At 68.9% G+C, this 16,350-nt stretch carries 11 protein-coding genes; 9 read left to right on the plus strand and 2 right to left on the minus strand.

Going from position 1 to position 16,350, the window contains the following annotated elements; translation table 11 throughout:
• Positions 1–168 precede the first annotated feature (168 nt).
• From ngcE to ACFYW3_RS01055, 3 genes are read left to right on the plus strand one after another with little or no spacing between them, the layout of a single operon-like run.
• Positions 169–1,620 (plus strand): N-acetylglucosamine/diacetylchitobiose ABC transporter substrate-binding protein, encoded by a 1,452-nt coding sequence (gene ngcE / locus ACFYW3_RS01045; RefSeq protein WP_351753376.1) that lies wholly within the window; start codon positions 169–171, stop codon positions 1,618–1,620.
• Positions 1,621–1,663: 43 nt separating this feature from the next.
• Positions 1,664–2,608 (plus strand): sugar ABC transporter permease, encoded by a 945-nt coding sequence (locus ACFYW3_RS01050; protein WP_351753373.1) that lies wholly within the window; start codon positions 1,664–1,666, stop codon positions 2,606–2,608.
• 12 nt (positions 2,609–2,620) lie between these two features.
• Positions 2,621–3,550, plus strand: a complete 930-nt coding sequence (locus ACFYW3_RS01055; protein WP_389385165.1) for a carbohydrate ABC transporter permease — start codon at positions 2,621–2,623, stop codon at positions 3,548–3,550.
• An 8-nt stretch (positions 3,551–3,558) separates the two neighbouring features.
• Here the strand turns inward: ACFYW3_RS01055 and ACFYW3_RS01060 are convergent, their stop codons facing one another.
• Entirely contained in the window at positions 3,559–4,281 is a 723-nt protein-coding gene (locus ACFYW3_RS01060) for an MgtC/SapB family protein (protein ID WP_351753370.1), read from the minus strand.
• A gap of 82 nt (positions 4,282–4,363) precedes the next feature.
• Entirely contained in the window at positions 4,364–7,081 is a 2,718-nt protein-coding gene (mgtA, locus tag ACFYW3_RS01065) for a magnesium-translocating P-type ATPase (protein WP_389385166.1), read from the minus strand.
• Positions 7,082–7,671: 590 nt separating this feature from the next.
• Here mgtA and ACFYW3_RS01070 point away from each other — a divergent pair.
• The 6 genes from ACFYW3_RS01070 to ACFYW3_RS01095 all read left to right on the plus strand — a co-directional run bounded on the left by ACFYW3_RS01070 (position 7,672) and on the right by ACFYW3_RS01095 (position 16,228).
• Complete coding sequence (locus ACFYW3_RS01070) at positions 7,672–8,886, plus strand: ROK family transcriptional regulator (protein ID WP_351753365.1); 1,215 nt, start codon at positions 7,672–7,674, stop codon at positions 8,884–8,886.
• A gap of 117 nt (positions 8,887–9,003) precedes the next feature.
• On the plus strand, positions 9,004–10,116 hold the full coding sequence (locus ACFYW3_RS01075) for a sugar ABC transporter substrate-binding protein (protein WP_389385167.1): 1,113 nt from the start codon (positions 9,004–9,006) through the stop codon (positions 10,114–10,116).
• 206 nt (positions 10,117–10,322) lie between these two features.
• Positions 10,323–11,111, plus strand: a complete 789-nt coding sequence (locus ACFYW3_RS01080; RefSeq protein ID WP_053684862.1) for an ATP-binding cassette domain-containing protein — start codon at positions 10,323–10,325, stop codon at positions 11,109–11,111.
• 26 nt (positions 11,112–11,137) lie between these two features.
• On the plus strand, positions 11,138–12,427 hold the full coding sequence (locus ACFYW3_RS01085) for a sugar ABC transporter permease (RefSeq protein ID WP_384614580.1): 1,290 nt from the start codon (positions 11,138–11,140) through the stop codon (positions 12,425–12,427).
• 250 nt (positions 12,428–12,677) lie between these two features.
• Complete coding sequence (dxs, locus tag ACFYW3_RS01090) at positions 12,678–14,594, plus strand: 1-deoxy-D-xylulose-5-phosphate synthase (protein ID WP_053684695.1); 1,917 nt, start codon at positions 12,678–12,680, stop codon at positions 14,592–14,594.
• Between the two features lie 116 nt (positions 14,595–14,710).
• Positions 14,711–16,228: an amino acid permease gene (locus ACFYW3_RS01095; RefSeq protein ID WP_351753360.1), complete on the plus strand. Its 1,518-nt coding sequence runs from the start codon at positions 14,711–14,713 to the stop codon at positions 16,226–16,228.
• Positions 16,229–16,350 lie beyond the last annotated feature (122 nt).

The raw sequence follows: 16,350 nt of genomic DNA on the forward strand, positions 1-16,350 counted from the left end.
CCGAGCGGAAGTGGACTATACCTGTGGCCGTCCGGACCACCGCGAGAGAAGCGGCCCCGGACCGGGGGACGGCGGGGACCTGCGGCGATGTCCGCATGCACGGCTACCGCTTGCGGCTGTCGTTTTCCCTTCCTCCTTCACACTCCTGACGAAGGCGAGGACTTGAGCATGGGATCCACCTCCGCCCACGGCGAGAACGACACCGGTGACGGCGTCGGCCGCCGGGACCTGATCAAGCGCTCCGCGGCACTCGGCCTGATCGCCGTACCGACGATGAGCTTCCTGTCCGCCTGCGCCTCCGGCGGTGAGGAGGCCCCCAAGGGCGGCGCCCCCAAGGGCGCGGTCACCAAGGAGAACCCCTTCGGCGTGGCCAAGGGCACCAAGATGGACGTCGTCGTCTTCAAGGGCGGATTCGGTGACGACTACGCGAAGGCCTGGGAAGCGGCCTTCGACAAGAAGTGGGGCACCACCAGCACCCACCTCGGCACCCAGGAGATCACCGCCAAGCTCCAGCCGCGCTTCAACGGCGGCACCCCCCCGGACGTCGTCGACGACTCCGGCGCCCAGCAGATCAAGATCGATGTGCTCGCGAAGGGCGGTCAGCTCGCCGACCTCACCCAGGTGCTCGACTCGCCCTCACTCGACGACCCGGGCAAGAAGGTGCGCGACGTCCTCATCGCCGGCACCGTCGAACAGGGCACCCAGGGCGGCAAGTTCGTCGCCCTCAACTACGTCTACACCGTGTTCGGCCTCTGGTACTCCGGCAAGCTCTTCAAGGAGAAGGGCTGGACCGAGCCCAAGACCTGGGACGAGTTCCTCGCGGTCTGCGCCAAGGCCAAGGAGGCCGGCATCGGCGGCCTCGCCCACCAGGGCAAGTTCCCCTACTACATCAACGTCGTCATCATGGACCTGATCGCCAAGAAGGGCGGCCTGGACGCCATGAAGGCGATCGACAACCTCGAACCGAACGCCTTCGAGGGCAACCCGGCCGCCCTCGCCGCGGTCGAGGCGGTGTACGAGGTGGTGGAGAAGGGCCTCCTGATGCCGGGCACCAACGGCCTCACCCACACGGAGTCCCAGACGGCCTGGAACCAGTACAAGGCCGCCTTCATCCCCTCCGGCTCCTGGCTGGAGAACGAGCAGCTCAAGCAGACCCCCGAGGACTTCGACATGAAGTTCCTCCCGGTCCCTGTCCTCGCGGACAGCAAGCTGCCCTTCGAGGCGATCCGCGCCGGCGCCGGCGAACCGTTCATCGTCCCGGAGAAGGCCGCCAACAAGGCCGGCGGCCTGGAGTTCCTCCGCTCGATGCTGTCCCGCGAGTGGTCCACCCTCTTCGCCCAGCAGGCCAACTCCCTCACCGTCGTCAAGGACGGCGTGGACCCGAACGTCAAGCTGCGTCCGGGCACCCAGTCGGCCGTCGCCGCCCTCAAGGGAGCCGGCACGAACACGTTCAACTACCTGTACCCCGACTGGTACAGCGAGATGGACGCCGACATCCAGAACGCGTCCAACGAGCTGATGGCCAAGCGCATCCAGCCCAAGGAATGGATCAAGCGGGCCCAGGCCGCGGTCGACAAGGCCGCCAAGAGCCCGAACGCCAAGAACAACAAGCGCAGCTGACACCGCGTCCACCGGTCACCCGGCACCTCCAGGGACGGACACCATGAGCCAAGTAGCCCAGAGCAGGGGAAGACTCGGTTTCATCACCGGCTTCCTCGTCCTGCCTCTCGCGCTGTACCTGACCTTCGTCATCTGGCCGTACATCCAGACGTTCGGCTACTCCTTCACCGACTGGTCGGGCCAGTCGCCGACGTTCCGGTTCGTCGGCGTCGACAACTACACGGCCCTGATGAAGGACGAGGTCTTCCGAGGCGCCCTGTGGCACAACCTGCTGCTCCTGGTGTTCGTCCCCACGATCACCATCCTGCTGTCCCTGTTCTTCGCCTTCATGCTGAACGCGGGCGGACGCGGCGGGGCCGGCGGGGTCAAGGGCGTCCGCGGGTCGGCCCTCTACAAGGTGGTCTACTTCTTCCCGCAGGTCCTCTCCCTCGCCATCCTCGCGGTGCTCTTCGGCGCCGTGTACCGAAGTGACGAGGGGGGCCTGCTCAACGGCTTCCTCACCAAGATCGGCCTCGTCGACGCGGCCCACCCCGTCGAGTGGCTGAACGAACCCGACCTGGTGCTCTGGTGCCTGCTGATGGTGGTCGTCTGGCACGGCGTGGGCTTCTACCTGGTGCTCTTCTCCGCGGCCATGCAGTCCGTGCCGAAGGACATCTACGAGGCCGCGCTGCTCGACGGCGCGGGACGCGCCCAGACCTTCTTCAAGGTCACCCTGCCCCTGCTGTGGGACTCCGTGCAGACCTCCGCGGTCTACCTGGGCATCGCCGCCATGGACATGTTCGTCCTCGTGTCCACCATGACCTCCGGCCAGTTCGGCGGCGGACCCGACCATCACAGCGAGGTCATGGCCACGGTGCTGATGCGCAACTTCCTCTACTTCGGCAAGAGCGGATACGCCTGCGCCATGGGCGTGGTCATGCTGATCCTGACCATGGTCCTTTCCCTTGTCACGCTGCGCGCCACCCGCCGCGAGCGCATCGAGTTCTGAGCGGGAGACACGATGACCACAGTGACCAAGACCGCCGGCACGACCGGGGCCGAGCGGTCCGGCGGAGGCCGACGCGTCAAGAAGGACGGCGGGAGCCCCACGTCCGAAGGCGTGGCGCTCAACGTCTTCTCGCACGGCTTCCTCGCCGTCTGGGCGGTGCTGATCGTCCTGCCCCTGGGCTGGCTGATGCTCGGCTCCTTCAAGACCGACTCCCAGATCGGCGGCTCGGCACTCGGCTGGCCCTCCAACTGGCACCTCGACGCCTTCTCCCGCGCCTGGGACAAGGGCATCGGCGACTACTTCGCCAACACGGTGATCGTGATGGTGTTCTCGGTCCCGCTGACCATGCTGCTCGGCTCGATGGCGGCGTACGTACTGGCCCGGTACCCCTTCCGGGGGAACCGGATCATCTACTACTTCTTCGTGTCCGGGGCGATGTTCCCGGTGTTCCTGGCGCTGGTTCCGCTGTTCTTCATGGTCAAGCGCCTGGACATGCTGAACACCTACCAGGGCCTGATCATGGTGTACGTCGCCTACTCGATGCCCTTCACCGTCTTCTTCATGTACTCGTTCTTCCGCACGCTGCCGACGGCGGTGCACGAGGCGGCGGTCATCGACGGGGCCTCCGACACCCGGATCTTCTTCCAGGTGATGCTGCCGATGGCCAAGCCCGGCCTGATCAGCGTCGGGATATTCAATGTCCTGGGTCAGTGGAACCAGTACATCCTGCCCTCGGTGCTCATGCAGCCCCAGAGCGGATCGGACCCCGAGCGCTACATGCTCACCCAGGGTCTGATCCAACTCCAGTACCAGATGGGCTACGAGACGGACCTGCCGGTGCTGTTCGCCGGCGTGACCATCGCGATGATCCCGATGCTGGTGGTCTACCTGTCCTTCCAGCGACAGATCCAGGCCGGCCTGACCTCCGCCACCCTCAAGTAGCGCCGGGCTCAGCAGGAAGAGGTCGGCACCACCGACCAGCCGGCCGCCGAGACCGAGGGGTCGAGCGAGAGGGTGCTGACCGCGTCCTCCAACGCCCGGCCACCTTCGCCCTCGGCGGTCAGCAGCGCCGACACCGTCACCCGACCCGGCACCGGGCCGTCCTGGCTGCGGATCGAGCGCAACTGGTAGCCGGGCCGGGCCAGGGCGTCGACCACCCGGCGCCGGATGTGGGCCTCTTCCTCCTCCAGGCACACGGCCTCGAAGTGGAAGTCGGTGGCCACCTCCGCCCCGCCGCGCGGCTCCCGGTCCAGGCGCCGGCCCAGCGGGCGCAGCAAGAGGTTGGCCCCCACCACGCCCACCGTGCCGAAGGCGGCCAGGACGAACATCCCGGTCCCGGCCAGGCAGCCCACCGCCGCCGAACACCACAGGGTGGCGGCCGTGTTCAAGCCCCGAACGCTCAACCCGTCGCGCATGATCACGCCGGCACCGAGGAAGCCGATCCCCGACACGATCTGGGCCGCGACCCGCGAGCCGTCGTACTGCACCTCGGAGACGGTGCCCATGAACCCGTACTGCGAGAGCAGCACGAAGAGCGCGGCCCCGCCCGCCACGAGGGCGTTGGTCCGCAGGCCCGCCATCCGGGCCCGCCACTGACGTTCCAGGCCGATCGCCGCCCCGAAACCGAGCGCGGCGGCCAGGTGCCCGGCCATCTCCCATTCGTCGAGCGCCATGTGCCCTCCCCTCTCTCGGTCGCGCTGATTCCCGCGGTCGCGCGGATCCCCGCGGTCATGTCGAATCCCGTGATCGTGTCGATCAGAGCCAGGTGCCGAACCGGCGGATGTACCAGGTCTTCACGACCTGGGTGAGCGTGCAGTACGCGAGGAGTACGCCGATCAGCCAAGGGAAGTACCCCGCCGGCAGGGCGACGAAGCCCAGCGAGCCGGCGAGCGGCGAGAAGGGCAGCCAGAGCCCGGTCAGCACCGCGAGGACGGTCATCACCATCACCGGCCACGAGGCGCGGGACTGGATGAAGGGGATCTTCCGGGTGCGGATCATGTGGACGATCAGGGTCTGTGACAACAGTCCCTCGATGAACCAGCCGGACTGGAAGAGCGCCTGCCCGGCCTCGCTGTTCGCGCCGAAGACGTGCCACATGATCAGGAACATCGAGATGTCGAAGATCGAGCTGACGGGTCCGATGGTCACCATGAAGCGGCCGATGCCCTTGGCGTCCCAGTTGCGGGGCTCGCGCAGGTACTCCTCGTCCATCCGGTCCCACGGCGTCGCGAGCTGCGAGATGTCGTAGACCAGGTTCTGCACCAGCAGCATGATCGCGAGCATCGGCTGGAACGGGATGAACGCGCTCGCGACCAGCACCGAGAAGACGTTGCCGAAGTTCGAGGACGCGGTCATCTTGATGTACTTGATCGTGTTGCCGAAGGTGGTCCGGCCCTGGATCACGCCCTGCTCCAGGACGGTCAGGTCCTTCTCCAGCAGGATGATGTCCGCCGACTCCTTCGCGATGTCGACGGCGGTGTCCACCGAGATGCCGACGTCGGCGTCGCGCAGCGCGGCGGCGTCGTTGATGCCGTCCCCGAGGAAGCCGACGGTGTGACCGTCCGTCTGCAGGGCCCGTACGATCCGTGCCTTCTGGACCGGGTTGACCTTCGCGAAGACGGTCGTACGGGCGGCCGTCGCGCGCAGGCCGGCGTCGTCGAGGGCGTCGATCTCGGTTCCGAGCACCACGCGCCCGACGTCGAGGCCGACGTCCGCGCAGACCCGCGCCGCGACGAGGTCGTTGTCGCCGGTGACCACCTTGACCTCGATGCCCTTGTCGGCGAGGGCCCGCAGGGCCCGGGCCGCGTCGGCCTTCGGCGGGTCGAGGAAGGCGAGGAAGCCGACCAGGGTCAACCCGTCCTCGTCGGCGACCGTGTAGGTGTCGCGCGGGTCGGCGAACGTACGGGTGGCGACGGCCAGGACGCGCAGGCCCCGACTGTTGTTGTCCTCGGCGATCCGGGTGACGTGACCGCGCAGCCGCTCGGTCAGCTCCACCCTCTCGCCGCGGTCCGTCATGTGGGTGCACAGGGAGAGGACCTCCTCGACCGCGCCCTTGGTGACCATGACGTGCTCGGAGCGGCCGCCGCCCACGATGCCGTTCCGGTTCAGCACCACGGACATCCGGCGCCTGGCGAAGTCGAAGGGGATCTCGTCGACCATCGAGAACCGTGCGTCGACGACAACCTCCTCGGCCTCGTCGACGCGGTCGATGACCGCCCGGTCCATGAGGTTGCGCAGGCCCGTCTGGAAGTGCGCGTTGAGGTAGCCGTACTTCAGTACCTCGCCGTCCTCGTCGCCGTGCACGTCGAGGTAGCGGTCCAGGACGATCCGGTCCTCGGTGAGGGTGCCGGTCTTGTCCGTGCAGAGCACGTCCATCGCGCCCAGGTTCTGGATCGCGTTGAGCCGCTTGACGACCACCTTGCGCCGGGACATGGCGACCGCGCCGCGCGCCAGGTTGGCGGAGACGACCATCGGCAGCATCTCGGGGGTCAGGCCCACCGCGACGGCGATGCCGAACAGGAACGCCTCGTCCCAGTCGCCCTTGGTCAGGCCGTTGATCATGAAGACCACGGGGACCATGACCAGCATGAAGCGGATCAGCAGGAAGCTGACCTTGCGCACCCCGGTGTCGAAGTTGGTCTGCGGGCGCTCGCCGACGAGCGAGCCCGCCATCGAGCCGAACCACGTGTCGGCGCCGGTGGCGACGACGACCCCGGTGGCGGTGCCGGAGGTGACCGAGGTGCCCGTCAGGACCAGGTTGTCGGCCTCGACGGGGTCGCGCGTCAGCGTCTGACCGGGGTCGTCCGCGCGGGTGTCGGCCTTCGCCACCGGCAACGACTCCCCGGACAGGGCGGCCTGGGAGACCATCAGGTCCTTGGAGGTGAGGATCCGCAGATCGGCCGGGATGAGGTCGCCGGCGGCCAGCCTGACCAGGTCGCCCGGGACCACCCGGTCCATGGGCACCTCGAAGGTGGTCGGGCCCGAGCCCGCGCCGGCGCGGCGCTGCACCGCGCAGGTGGTGGTGACGAGCCTCTTCAGCGCGTCGGCGGCCCGGCCCGAGCGGAACTCCTGCCAGAACCGCAGCAGTCCGCTGATTCCGATCATCACGGAGAGGATGACGACGCCCGGGTCGGCCGGGTCCTGCCAGTACATGATCCCGGCCAGGAAGACCAGGACGGCGATGAAGGGGTTGGCGTACGCCTTCGCCAACTGCGCGTACCAGCGCGGGGCGCGCTCCCGGGCGACCACGTTGGGGCCGTGCCGTTCCAGGCGCAGGGAGGCCTCGTCGTGGGTGAGGCCGTGGCGGCCGGCGGACAGGTCCCGCAGGACCTGGTCGCCGGGGCGGGCGCTGAGGTCGGCGAGCCGCTCGCCGACGAGCCGGGTGCGCGCCTCCAACTCGGCGGTCCTGCGTTCGCGGCGGGCCCGGCCCGGCGGTGCGAGCTTCGTCGGGGTGCGCGGGGTGAGCATGGTCATGGCAAATACCTCCCTCCACGGCGTCCGGGCAGCGCGAAGCCGCGCGGTCACGTGGAGTGATCACAGGTCGGCGCGAGGCGGCGCGAAGCGGCCACGGGTGCGCCGAGGGGCATGGATGACGCACATCCGTCGAGGGATCGGGGGATCCGGGACGTGCGGAGGGAAAGGGGCGGCGGGCCCGAGGGACCGCCGGACGCACGGTGACGGCGTGAGGCCGTGACGGTGCGTACGCGAGGAAGTGGATCAGTCGATGGACTGGTCAGCCGGCGAGGGCGCGGCAAGGACTTCGATCGGGACTCATCCCGAACACCTCCTCGCGTAGCGCCGTCACATGAGGCGCCCGGTCCGGCCGGAAAGGCCGCAGAGGATCGGCGCCTCAGCGACCGTAGCACGATGTTGAGGGGGTTCTTTCATACTTATGACCGGTAGCGGCCGTTTCGTGCCGCGTCAGCCTCTTGACGTGTGGAGGGCCAAAGGCTCGACTTAAGGTTCACAAGTTGGAGAGACGCCGGTGTCTCGGAGCACGCAGCCGCGAATGCCGGCCGGGGGGCGACGGCTCGCCGTCGCTAAAGGGCAGGAGTGGATGAGTCGTGCAGACTCCCGGATCGCAGTCCTCGCTGCATCGCGCGAATCTTGAACGGGTCGTGCGGGCGGTGCGCCTCGCGGGTTCACTGACCCAGGCGGAGATCGCCCGTACCACCGGACTGTCGGCGGCCACGGTCTCCAACATCGTCCGCGAGCTGAAGGAGGCCGGGACCGTCGAGGTCACCGACACCTCGGCCGGTGGCCGGCGGGCGCGCAGCGTCTCGCTCAGCGGTGACGCGGGCATCGTGATCGGCGTGGACTTCGGCCACACCCACCTGCGGGTGGCCGTCGGGAACCTCGCGCACCAGGTACTGGCCGAGGAATCCGAGCCGCTGGACGTGGACGCGTCCTGGGTGGACGGCTTCGACCGGGCCGAGGCGCTGGTCGGGCGGCTGATCGAGGGCATCGGGGTGGGTCGGGACAAGGTCATCGGCGTCGGGCTCGGCGTGCCCGGCCCGATCGACGTCGAGTCCGGAACCCTGGGCTCCACCGCGATCCTGCCGGGCTGGGCGGGCATCAACCCCCGCCGGGAGCTCTCGCAGCGGCTGGGCGTACCCGTGTACGTGGACAACGACGCGAACCTCGGCGCCCTCGGGGAACTGGTCTGGGGGAGTGGCCGCGGGGTCAAGGACCTCGCGTACATCAAGGTCGCGAGCGGCGTCGGCGCGGGCCTGGTGATCAACGGTCAGATCTACCGGGGCCCCGGCGGCACGGCCGGCGAGATCGGGCACATCACCCTCGACGAGTCGGGCCCGGTCTGCCGCTGCGGCAACCGGGGCTGCCTGGAGACCTTCGCCGCGGCCCGGTACGTGCTGCCCCTCCTCCAGGGCACCCACGGCCCGGAGCTGACGATGGAGCGGGTGGTGGAGCTGGCCCGCGAGGGCGACCCGGGCTGCCGTCGGGTCATCACCGACGTGGGTCGGCACATCGGCAGCGGCGTGGCGAGCCTGTGCAACCTCCTGAACCCGAGCCGGGTGGTCCTCGGCGGCTCCCTCGCCGACGCCGGTGAACTGGTGCTGGCCCCCATCCGTGAATCAGTGGGGAGGTACGCGATCCCCAGCGCCGCCCGGCAGTTGTCGGTCCTCACGGGGTCGCTCGGCGGGCGGGCGGAGGTGCTGGGGGCGTTGGCCCTCGTCCTCAGCGAGATGGGCGATTCGACGCTTTTGGCGGAGAACGGGGTAGGCCTGCGCACGCTGACGACCATGTCTTCAGTTAGATAACGGATGGCACCGTTGTCATCTCGTTAAGGATTCACTCCTTGACGGCAAATCGCGGCCGGGGTTGACTCACATCCACCTCGGCCGCAGTGTTGCGGCCTCGTCAGGGAGGTTCAAGTAATGAACACTCGTATGCGTAGAGCCGCCGTAGCCGTCGCCGCCGGTGCCATGGCCGTATCGCTTGCCGCTTGTGGCAGTGCGAAGGAGGCCGGCGACAAGCCGAAGGACTCGGGCGCCGCCAAGGGCGACGCGATAAAGATCGGTCTCCTCCTCCCGGAGAACCAGACCGCGCGCTACGAGAAGTTCGACAAGCCGCTGATCGAGAAGAAGGTCGCCGACCTCACGGGCGGCAAGGCCGAGGTCGTCTACGCGAACGCCAAGCAGGACGCGACCACGCAGAACTCGCAGGTCGACACGATGATCACCAACAAGGTGAACGTCCTGATCATCGACGCCGTGGACGCCAAGGCGATCGCCGGTTCGGTCAAGCGGGCCAAGGACGCCGGCATCCCGGTCGTGGCCTACGACCGCCTCGCCGAGGGCCCGATCGACGCGTACACCTCCTTCGACAACGAAGAGGTCGGCAAGGTCCAGGGCAAGGCGCTCCTGGAGGCGCTGGGCGACAAGGCCAAGGACGGCCAGATCGTCATGATGAACGGCTCCGTCACCGACCCGAACGCCGCCCTGTTCAAGAAGGGCGCGCACTCCGTCCTCGACGGCAAGGTGAACGTCGGCAAGGAGTACGACACCAAGGAGTGGAAGCCGGAGAACGCCAACACCAACATGGCGGGCGCGCTCTCCGCGATCGGCAAGGACAAGGTCGTCGGCGTCTACTCCGCCAACGACGGCATGGCCGGCGGCATCATCACCGCCCTCAAGGCGGCCGGCCTGTCCCCCCTGCCCCCGGTCACCGGTCAGGACGCCGAACTCGCCGGTGTGCAGCGCATCGTCGCCGGTGAGCAGTTCATGAGCGTGTACAAGCCGTACGCCCCCGAGGCCGCCGCCGCGGCCGAGATGGCCGTCGCCCTCGCCAAGGGCGAGAAGATCGACGGAATCATCAACCAGAAGGTCGACAGCCCGACCACCAAGGGTGTTCCGTCCGTGCTGATCCCGGTCGTCTCGCTCACCAAGAACAACATCAAGGACACCGTCATCAAGGACGGCGTCTACACGGCCGACGAGATCTGCACCGACAAGTACGCGGCCAACTGCAGCACCCTCGGCCTGAAGTAAGGCCCCGTCGCTCCCTCTTCGAGCCGTCGAGGCGAGCCGACCCCCACGCCTGTCCGGCGCCCCGCCCCTCTCTTCCCCGCCACCGCGGGGCGCCGGGCAGAAACGTTTCCCCAAGGCTCCACCCCACGCTCCACCCCCACGTTCCACCCCCCATTCGCGTTCCTGCTCTTTTGCACGACATCCCCGCCGGTCAGGCGGCGAAGGAGATGGTTCATGTGTCCGCTGCGCCCGTGCTGGCGTTGCGAGGGGTCTCGAAGCGGTTCGGCGCCGTTCAGGCCCTGACCGACGTAGAACTCGAGATCCACTCCGGCGAGGTGGTCGCCCTCGTCGGCGACAACGGCGCCGGCAAGTCCACGCTGGTCAAGACCATCGCCGGCGTGCACCCCATCGATGACGGGGTCATCGAGTGGGAGGGCCGCCCGGTCTCCATCGGCAAGCCCCACGACGCCCAGAACCTGGGCATCGCGACGGTCTACCAGGACCTCGCGCTGTGCGACAACATCGATGTCGTCGGCAACCTCTTCCTGGGCCGCGAGCTCAAGCGCCGCGGCATCCTCGACGAGGTGGAGATGGAGCGGCGTGCCCGCGAGCTCCTGACCACCCTGTCGATCCGGATCCCCAGTGTCCGTATCCCGATCGCCTCGCTCTCCGGCGGTCAGCGCCAGACGGTGGCCATCGCCCGCTCGATGCTCGGCGAGCCCAAACTGGTCATCCTCGACGAGCCCACCGCAGCCCTCGGCGTCGAGCAGACCGCACAGGTCCTCGACCTGGTGGAGCGGCTGCGCGAACGCGGTCACGCCGTCATCCTCATCAGCCACAACATGGCCGATGTGAAGGCCGTCGCCGACAAGGTGGCGGTCCTGCGGCTCGGCCGCAACAACGGCGTCTTCAGTGTCGCCGACACCTCGCAGGAAGAGATCATCTCCGCCATCACCGGTGCCACGGACAACGCCGTGACCCGCCGGGCGGCCCGCACCGGGGAGGCCCGCAAGTGAGCACCCAGAACCCTGCCGCCGGACCGCTGGACAAGGGCCCGGCCGACCGCGTCGGGCACGTGGACCCGGTCAACCCGGCGGCGGCGGCCGACGCCATCCCGGCCGTCGACCCCCGTCTGCTCGTGCGCGAGCAGGGCTTCGCCGGCTACCTGAGCGAGTTCGGCCGCAAGATGAAGGCGGGCGACCTGGGATCCCTCCCGGTCGTCGTCGGCCTGATCGTCATCTGGAGCATCTTCCAGAGCCTGAACTCGAACTTCCTCGGCCCCGAGAACCTGACCAACATCGCGATCACGATGGTCGCCACCGGCATGATGGCCGTCGGCATCATCTTCGTGCTGCTGCTCGGCGAGATCGACCTCTCGGTCGGCTCGGTCAGCGGTGTGTCGGGAGCGATCGTCGCCGTCCTCGCCGTCACCCACGGCGTGAACGAGTGGCTCGCGATCCTCGCCGCCGTCGCGGGCGGCGCCCTCATCGGCGCGATCCACGGCTTCTTCTTCGCCCGGATCGGCGCCCCGGCCTTCGCCGTCACCCTGTCGGGCCTGCTGTTCTGGTCCGGCGCCATGCTGCAGATCCTCGGCAGCAACGGCACCATCAACCTCGACTCCGAGGGCGTGGTCGGCCAACTGACCACGTACTTCTTCTCGGACGTGGCGGTCGGCTACGGCCTCGCGGCCCTGGCCGTGGCCGGATACTTCCTGGCCACCTACTTCGACAACCGGCGCCGGCAGGCCGCGGGCGTCCCCGCCCGGCCGCTCACCGAGATCCTGCTGCGCACCGGCGTGCTCGCGGTGTTCACCTTCGGCCCCGCCGTGGTGTTCAACCAGTACAAGGGTCTGCCGCTCGCGGTGGTGCTCTTCCTGCTGGCCCTCGTCGGCACGGACTTCCTCCTGCGCCGCACCTCCTTCGGCCGTCAGGTGTTCGCGCTCGGCGGCAGCGTCGAGGCCTCCCGGCGCGCCGGCATCAACGTGAACCGGGTGCGGATCACGGTCTTCGCCATCGCCGGCACCTTCGCCGCCGTCGGCGGGCTCTTCTGGGCCTCCAAGATCGCCGCCGCCAACCAGAGCGCCGGCGCCGGCGACCTGCTGATGAACGTGATCGCGGCGGCCGTCATCGGCGGCACCAGCCTCTTCGGTGGCCGGGGCCGGACCTGGAACGCCCTCCTGGGCGTCATGGTCATCACCTCCATCCAGTACGGTCTGGCCCTGGAGGGCATCGCCACGCCGATCCAGTACATGATCACGGGTGCGGTCCTGCTGGCCACGGTCGTGATCGACTCGGTCACCCGCAAGACCCAGAAGACGGCCGGCCGCGCCTGACCTCCGTCCCAGGCAGTACCCGGCGGTAAGACCCGTCACAGTGCCCGGTGCCACTTCCAGTGGTGCCGGGCGCTCGTGCGTACATTCGTGGGTACAACTGTGCGGGTATACACCCGTTTGGGATGTGTGATTTGGCGATCAGGTGTACAGGTATGACAAAGGCGTGACCCTCCGGGTACCGCCCGATGACGCTCGTCGCGAGCGGAACATTAGACTCGACAGACCAGCAAGCAACTGCAAGGAGGCACGGGTGCTGCTGACCCGCATCAAGGGACCGCGCGATCTGGACCGGCTCAGCCAGGAGGAGCTCGAACAGCTCGCCGCCGAGATCAGGTCCTTCCTCGTCGACGCCGTCTCCAAGACCGGCGGGCACCTCGGCCCCAACCTCGGTGTCGTCGAGCTGACGATCGCCCTGCACCGGGTCTTCGACTCGCCCAAGGACAAGGTCCTCTTCGACACGGGCCACCAGGCCTACGTCCACAAGCTGCTCACGGGCCGCCAGGACTTCGGCGGCCTGCGCACCAAGGGCGGCCTGTCCGGCTACCCCTCGCGCGCCGAGTCCGAGCACGACGTCATCGAGAACTCCCACGCCTCCACCGTGCTGGGCTGGGCCGACGGCCTGGCCAAGGCCAACGAGGTGCTGGGCCGAGAGGACCACCACGTCGCCGCCGTCATCGGCGACGGCGCGCTGACCGGAGGCATGGCCTGGGAGGCGCTGAACAACATCGCCGCCGCCAAGGACCGCCCGCTGGTCATCGTGGTGAACGACAACGAGCGCTCGTACGGTCCCACCATCGGCGGCCTCGCCAACCACCTGGCCACCCTGCGCACCACGGACGGATACGAGCGCTTCCTGGCCCGCGGCAAGGACCTCCTGGAGCGTACGCCGGTCGTCGGCAAGCCGCTCTACGAGACCCTGCACGGTGCCAAGAAGGGCCTCAAGGACTTCATCGCCCCGCAGGGCATGTTCGAGGACCTCGGCCTGAAGTACGTCGGACCCATCGACGGCCACGACATCGAGGCCCTGGAGTCCGCGCTCCAGCGCGCCAAGCGCTTCGGCGGCCCGGTCATCGTGCACTGCCTCACCCAGAAGGGCCGCGGCTACCAGCCGGCCGTCCAGGACGAGGCCGACCGCTTCCACGCGGTCGGCGTCATCCACCCGGACACCGGCCTCCCGGTGAAGACGGCGGCCGCCAGTTGGACCTCCGTCTTCGCCGACGAGATGGTCAAGCTCGGCCGGGAGCGCGCGGACATCGTCGCGATCACCGCGGCCATGCTCCAGCCCGTCGGCCTGAAGAAGTTCGCGGACGCCTTCCCGGAGCGCATCTTCGACGTGGGCATCGCCGAGCAGCACGGCGCCACCTCGGCCGCCGGACTGGCCACCGGCGGGGTCCACCCGGTCTTCGCCGTGTACGCGACCTTCCTCAACCGCGCCTTCGACCAGGTCCTGATGGACGTCGCCCTGCACAAGTGCGGGGTCACCTTCGTCCTGGACCGCGCGGGCGTCACCGGTGACGACGGCGCCTCCCACAACGGCATGTGGGACATGTCGATCCTCCAGGTCGTGCCCGGCCTGCGGCTCGCCGCCCCGCGCGACGCCGAGCAGTTGCGCGCCCAACTGCGCGAGGCGGTCGAGGTCAAGGACGCGCCGACCGTCGTGCGCTACTCCAAGGGAGTCGTCGGCCCGGCCGTGCCGGCCGTCGGCAGGATCGGCGGCATGGACGTGCTGCGCACCCCGGCCCCCGAGGTCACCCGTCCGGACGTACTGCTCGTCTCCGTCGGCGCCCTGGCCCCGATGTGCCTGGAGATCGCCGATCTGCTCGACAAGCAGGGCATCTCCACGACCGTGGTGGACCCCCGCTGGGTCAAGCCCGTGGACGAGGCCCTGGCCCCGCTCGCGGAGCGGCACCGGGTGGTCGTCACCGTCGAGGACAACGGCCGCACCGGTGGCGTGGGCGCCGCCGTATCGCAGGCCCTGCGGGACGCGGGCGTCGACGTACCGCTGCGGGACTTCGGCATTCCGCAGCGCTTCCTCGACCACGCGCTGCGCAAGGAGATCCTGGCCGAGATCGGCCTGACCGCCCCGGACATCGCCCGGCAGGTGACCGGCCTGGTCGCCAAGCTGGACGGGCGCTACGACAGCGAGCCGGCCGCCACCGTCGACTAGCCGACGGGGCATCGGGCCCCCGACGCGCGGTTGCGTCCCACGGGCCGGGAGATCACCCTTGAAGGGTGGGCCTCCCGGCCCGTTTCGCGTACGCGTCACCTTTCGGAGGTGCGTCGGTGAGCACGGATCGCAACAGTCCTTTCCGCACCAAGTCGGTGGAACAGTCCATCCGCGACACGGAGGAGCCCGAACACGCCCTCCGCAAGTCGCTCTCCTCCTGGGACCTGATGGTCTTCGGCGTCGGTGTCATCATCGGCACCGGCATCTTCGTCCTCACCGGCAAGGTCGCCAAGGAGAACGCCGGCCCGGCCACCGCCCTGGCGTTCGTGGCCGCCGGCATCGTGTGTGGGCTCGCCGCCCTGTGCTACGCCGAGTTCGCCTCGACCGTCCCGGTCGCCGGTTCGGCGTACACCTTCTCGTACGCCTCGATCGGCGAGCTTCCCGCGTGGATCATCGGCTGGGACCTGGTGCTGGAATTCGCGCTGGGCACCGCGGTCGTCGCGGTCGGCTGGTCCGGGTACGTCCGTTCGTTGATGGACAACGCCGGCATCCATCTACCCGCGGCCCTGGAGGGGCCGGACGTGCCGGGCGGCACCTTCGACCTGCTCGCCTTCCTGCTGGTCCTGGTCCTGACCGTGGTCCTCGTCATCGGCGTGAAGCTGTCGGCCCGCATCACCGCGATCGTCGTCGCGATCAAGGTCACGGTGGTGCTCATCGTGATCATCGCGGGCCTGTTCTTCATCACGGGCAGCAACTACAAGCCGTTCATCCCCGAGGCGGTGCCCCAGGAGGGCGGCGCGGGATTCGACGCGCCACTGGTCCAACTGATCTTCGGGTACGAGCCGACCAACTTCGGCGTCATGGGCATCTTCACCGCGGCGTCCGTCGTGTTCTTCGCCTTCATCGGCTTCGACGTGGTCGCCACCGCCGCCGAGGAGACCAAGGTGCCGCAGCGCGACATGCCGCGCGGCATCCTCGGCTCCCTGCTGATCTGCACGGTGCTGTACGTGGCGGTCTCCCTCGTGGTGACCGGCATGCAGCACTACACCGAGCTGTCGGTGAGCGCGCCGCTGGCCGACGCCTTCAAATCCGCCGGACACCCGGTCTACGGAGGCATCATCAGCTTCGGCGCCGCGGTGGGCCTGACCACGGTCTGCATGATCCTGTTGCTGGGGCAGACCCGCGTGTTCTTCGCGATGAGCCGCGACGGCCTGCTGCCGCGCTTCTTCTCGCGCACGCACCCGAGGTTCCGCACCCCGTACCGGCCGACGATCCTGCTGGGTGTGATCATCGCGATCGTCGCCGGCTTCACCAGCATCAACGAACTCGCCACCCTGGTGAACATCGGCACTCTGTTCGCCTTCGTGGTCGTCGCCCTCGGTGTGATCATCCTGCGCCGGACCCGCCCGGACCTGCACCGGGCCTTCCGGACCCCATGGGTGCCGTTCGTGCCGATCGTGTCGATCGCCGCCTCGGTGTGGCTGATGCTCAACCTCCCGGCCGAGACCTGGCTGCGGTTCGTCGTATGGATGCTCATCGGCATCGCCGTGTACTACCTGTACGGGCGCAAGCACAGCCGACTGGGCCGGGGCGAGGGCGTGGGCCTCGACCCGCACCACGAGGAGCAGCACTAGCGACGTACGGACGGGGCCCCGCGGGGCCCGCCCCGCCCCGGCCCCGACGGGCGGGCGCCCCCCGGTGAGGGCCGGGGCGCGGCGCCCCCGTCTGCCAGGGGCCGCGGAGAGCACCTATGGAA

Source organism: Streptomyces sp. NPDC002602, from assembly GCF_042889445.1.
Classification (GTDB): domain Bacteria; phylum Actinomycetota; class Actinomycetes; order Streptomycetales; family Streptomycetaceae; genus Streptomyces.

Coding starts and splice junctions, on each gene's coding strand:
- ACFYW3_RS01080 (WP_053684862.1), top strand. CDS start 10,323: ATGGTTCATGTGTCCGCTGCGCCCGTGCTGGCGTTGCGAGGGGTCTCG.
- mgtA (WP_389385166.1), bottom strand. CDS start 7,081: ATGACCATGCTCACCCCGCGCACCCCGACGAAGCTCGCACCGCCGGGC.
- ACFYW3_RS01075 (WP_389385167.1), top strand. CDS start 9,004: ATGAACACTCGTATGCGTAGAGCCGCCGTAGCCGTCGCCGCCGGTGCC.
- ACFYW3_RS01055 (WP_389385165.1), top strand. CDS start 2,621: ATGACCACAGTGACCAAGACCGCCGGCACGACCGGGGCCGAGCGGTCC.
- ACFYW3_RS01050 (WP_351753373.1), top strand. CDS start 1,664: ATGAGCCAAGTAGCCCAGAGCAGGGGAAGACTCGGTTTCATCACCGGC.
- ngcE (WP_351753376.1), top strand. CDS start 169: ATGGGATCCACCTCCGCCCACGGCGAGAACGACACCGGTGACGGCGTC.
- ACFYW3_RS01060 (WP_351753370.1), bottom strand. CDS start 4,281: ATGGCGCTCGACGAATGGGAGATGGCCGGGCACCTGGCCGCCGCGCTC.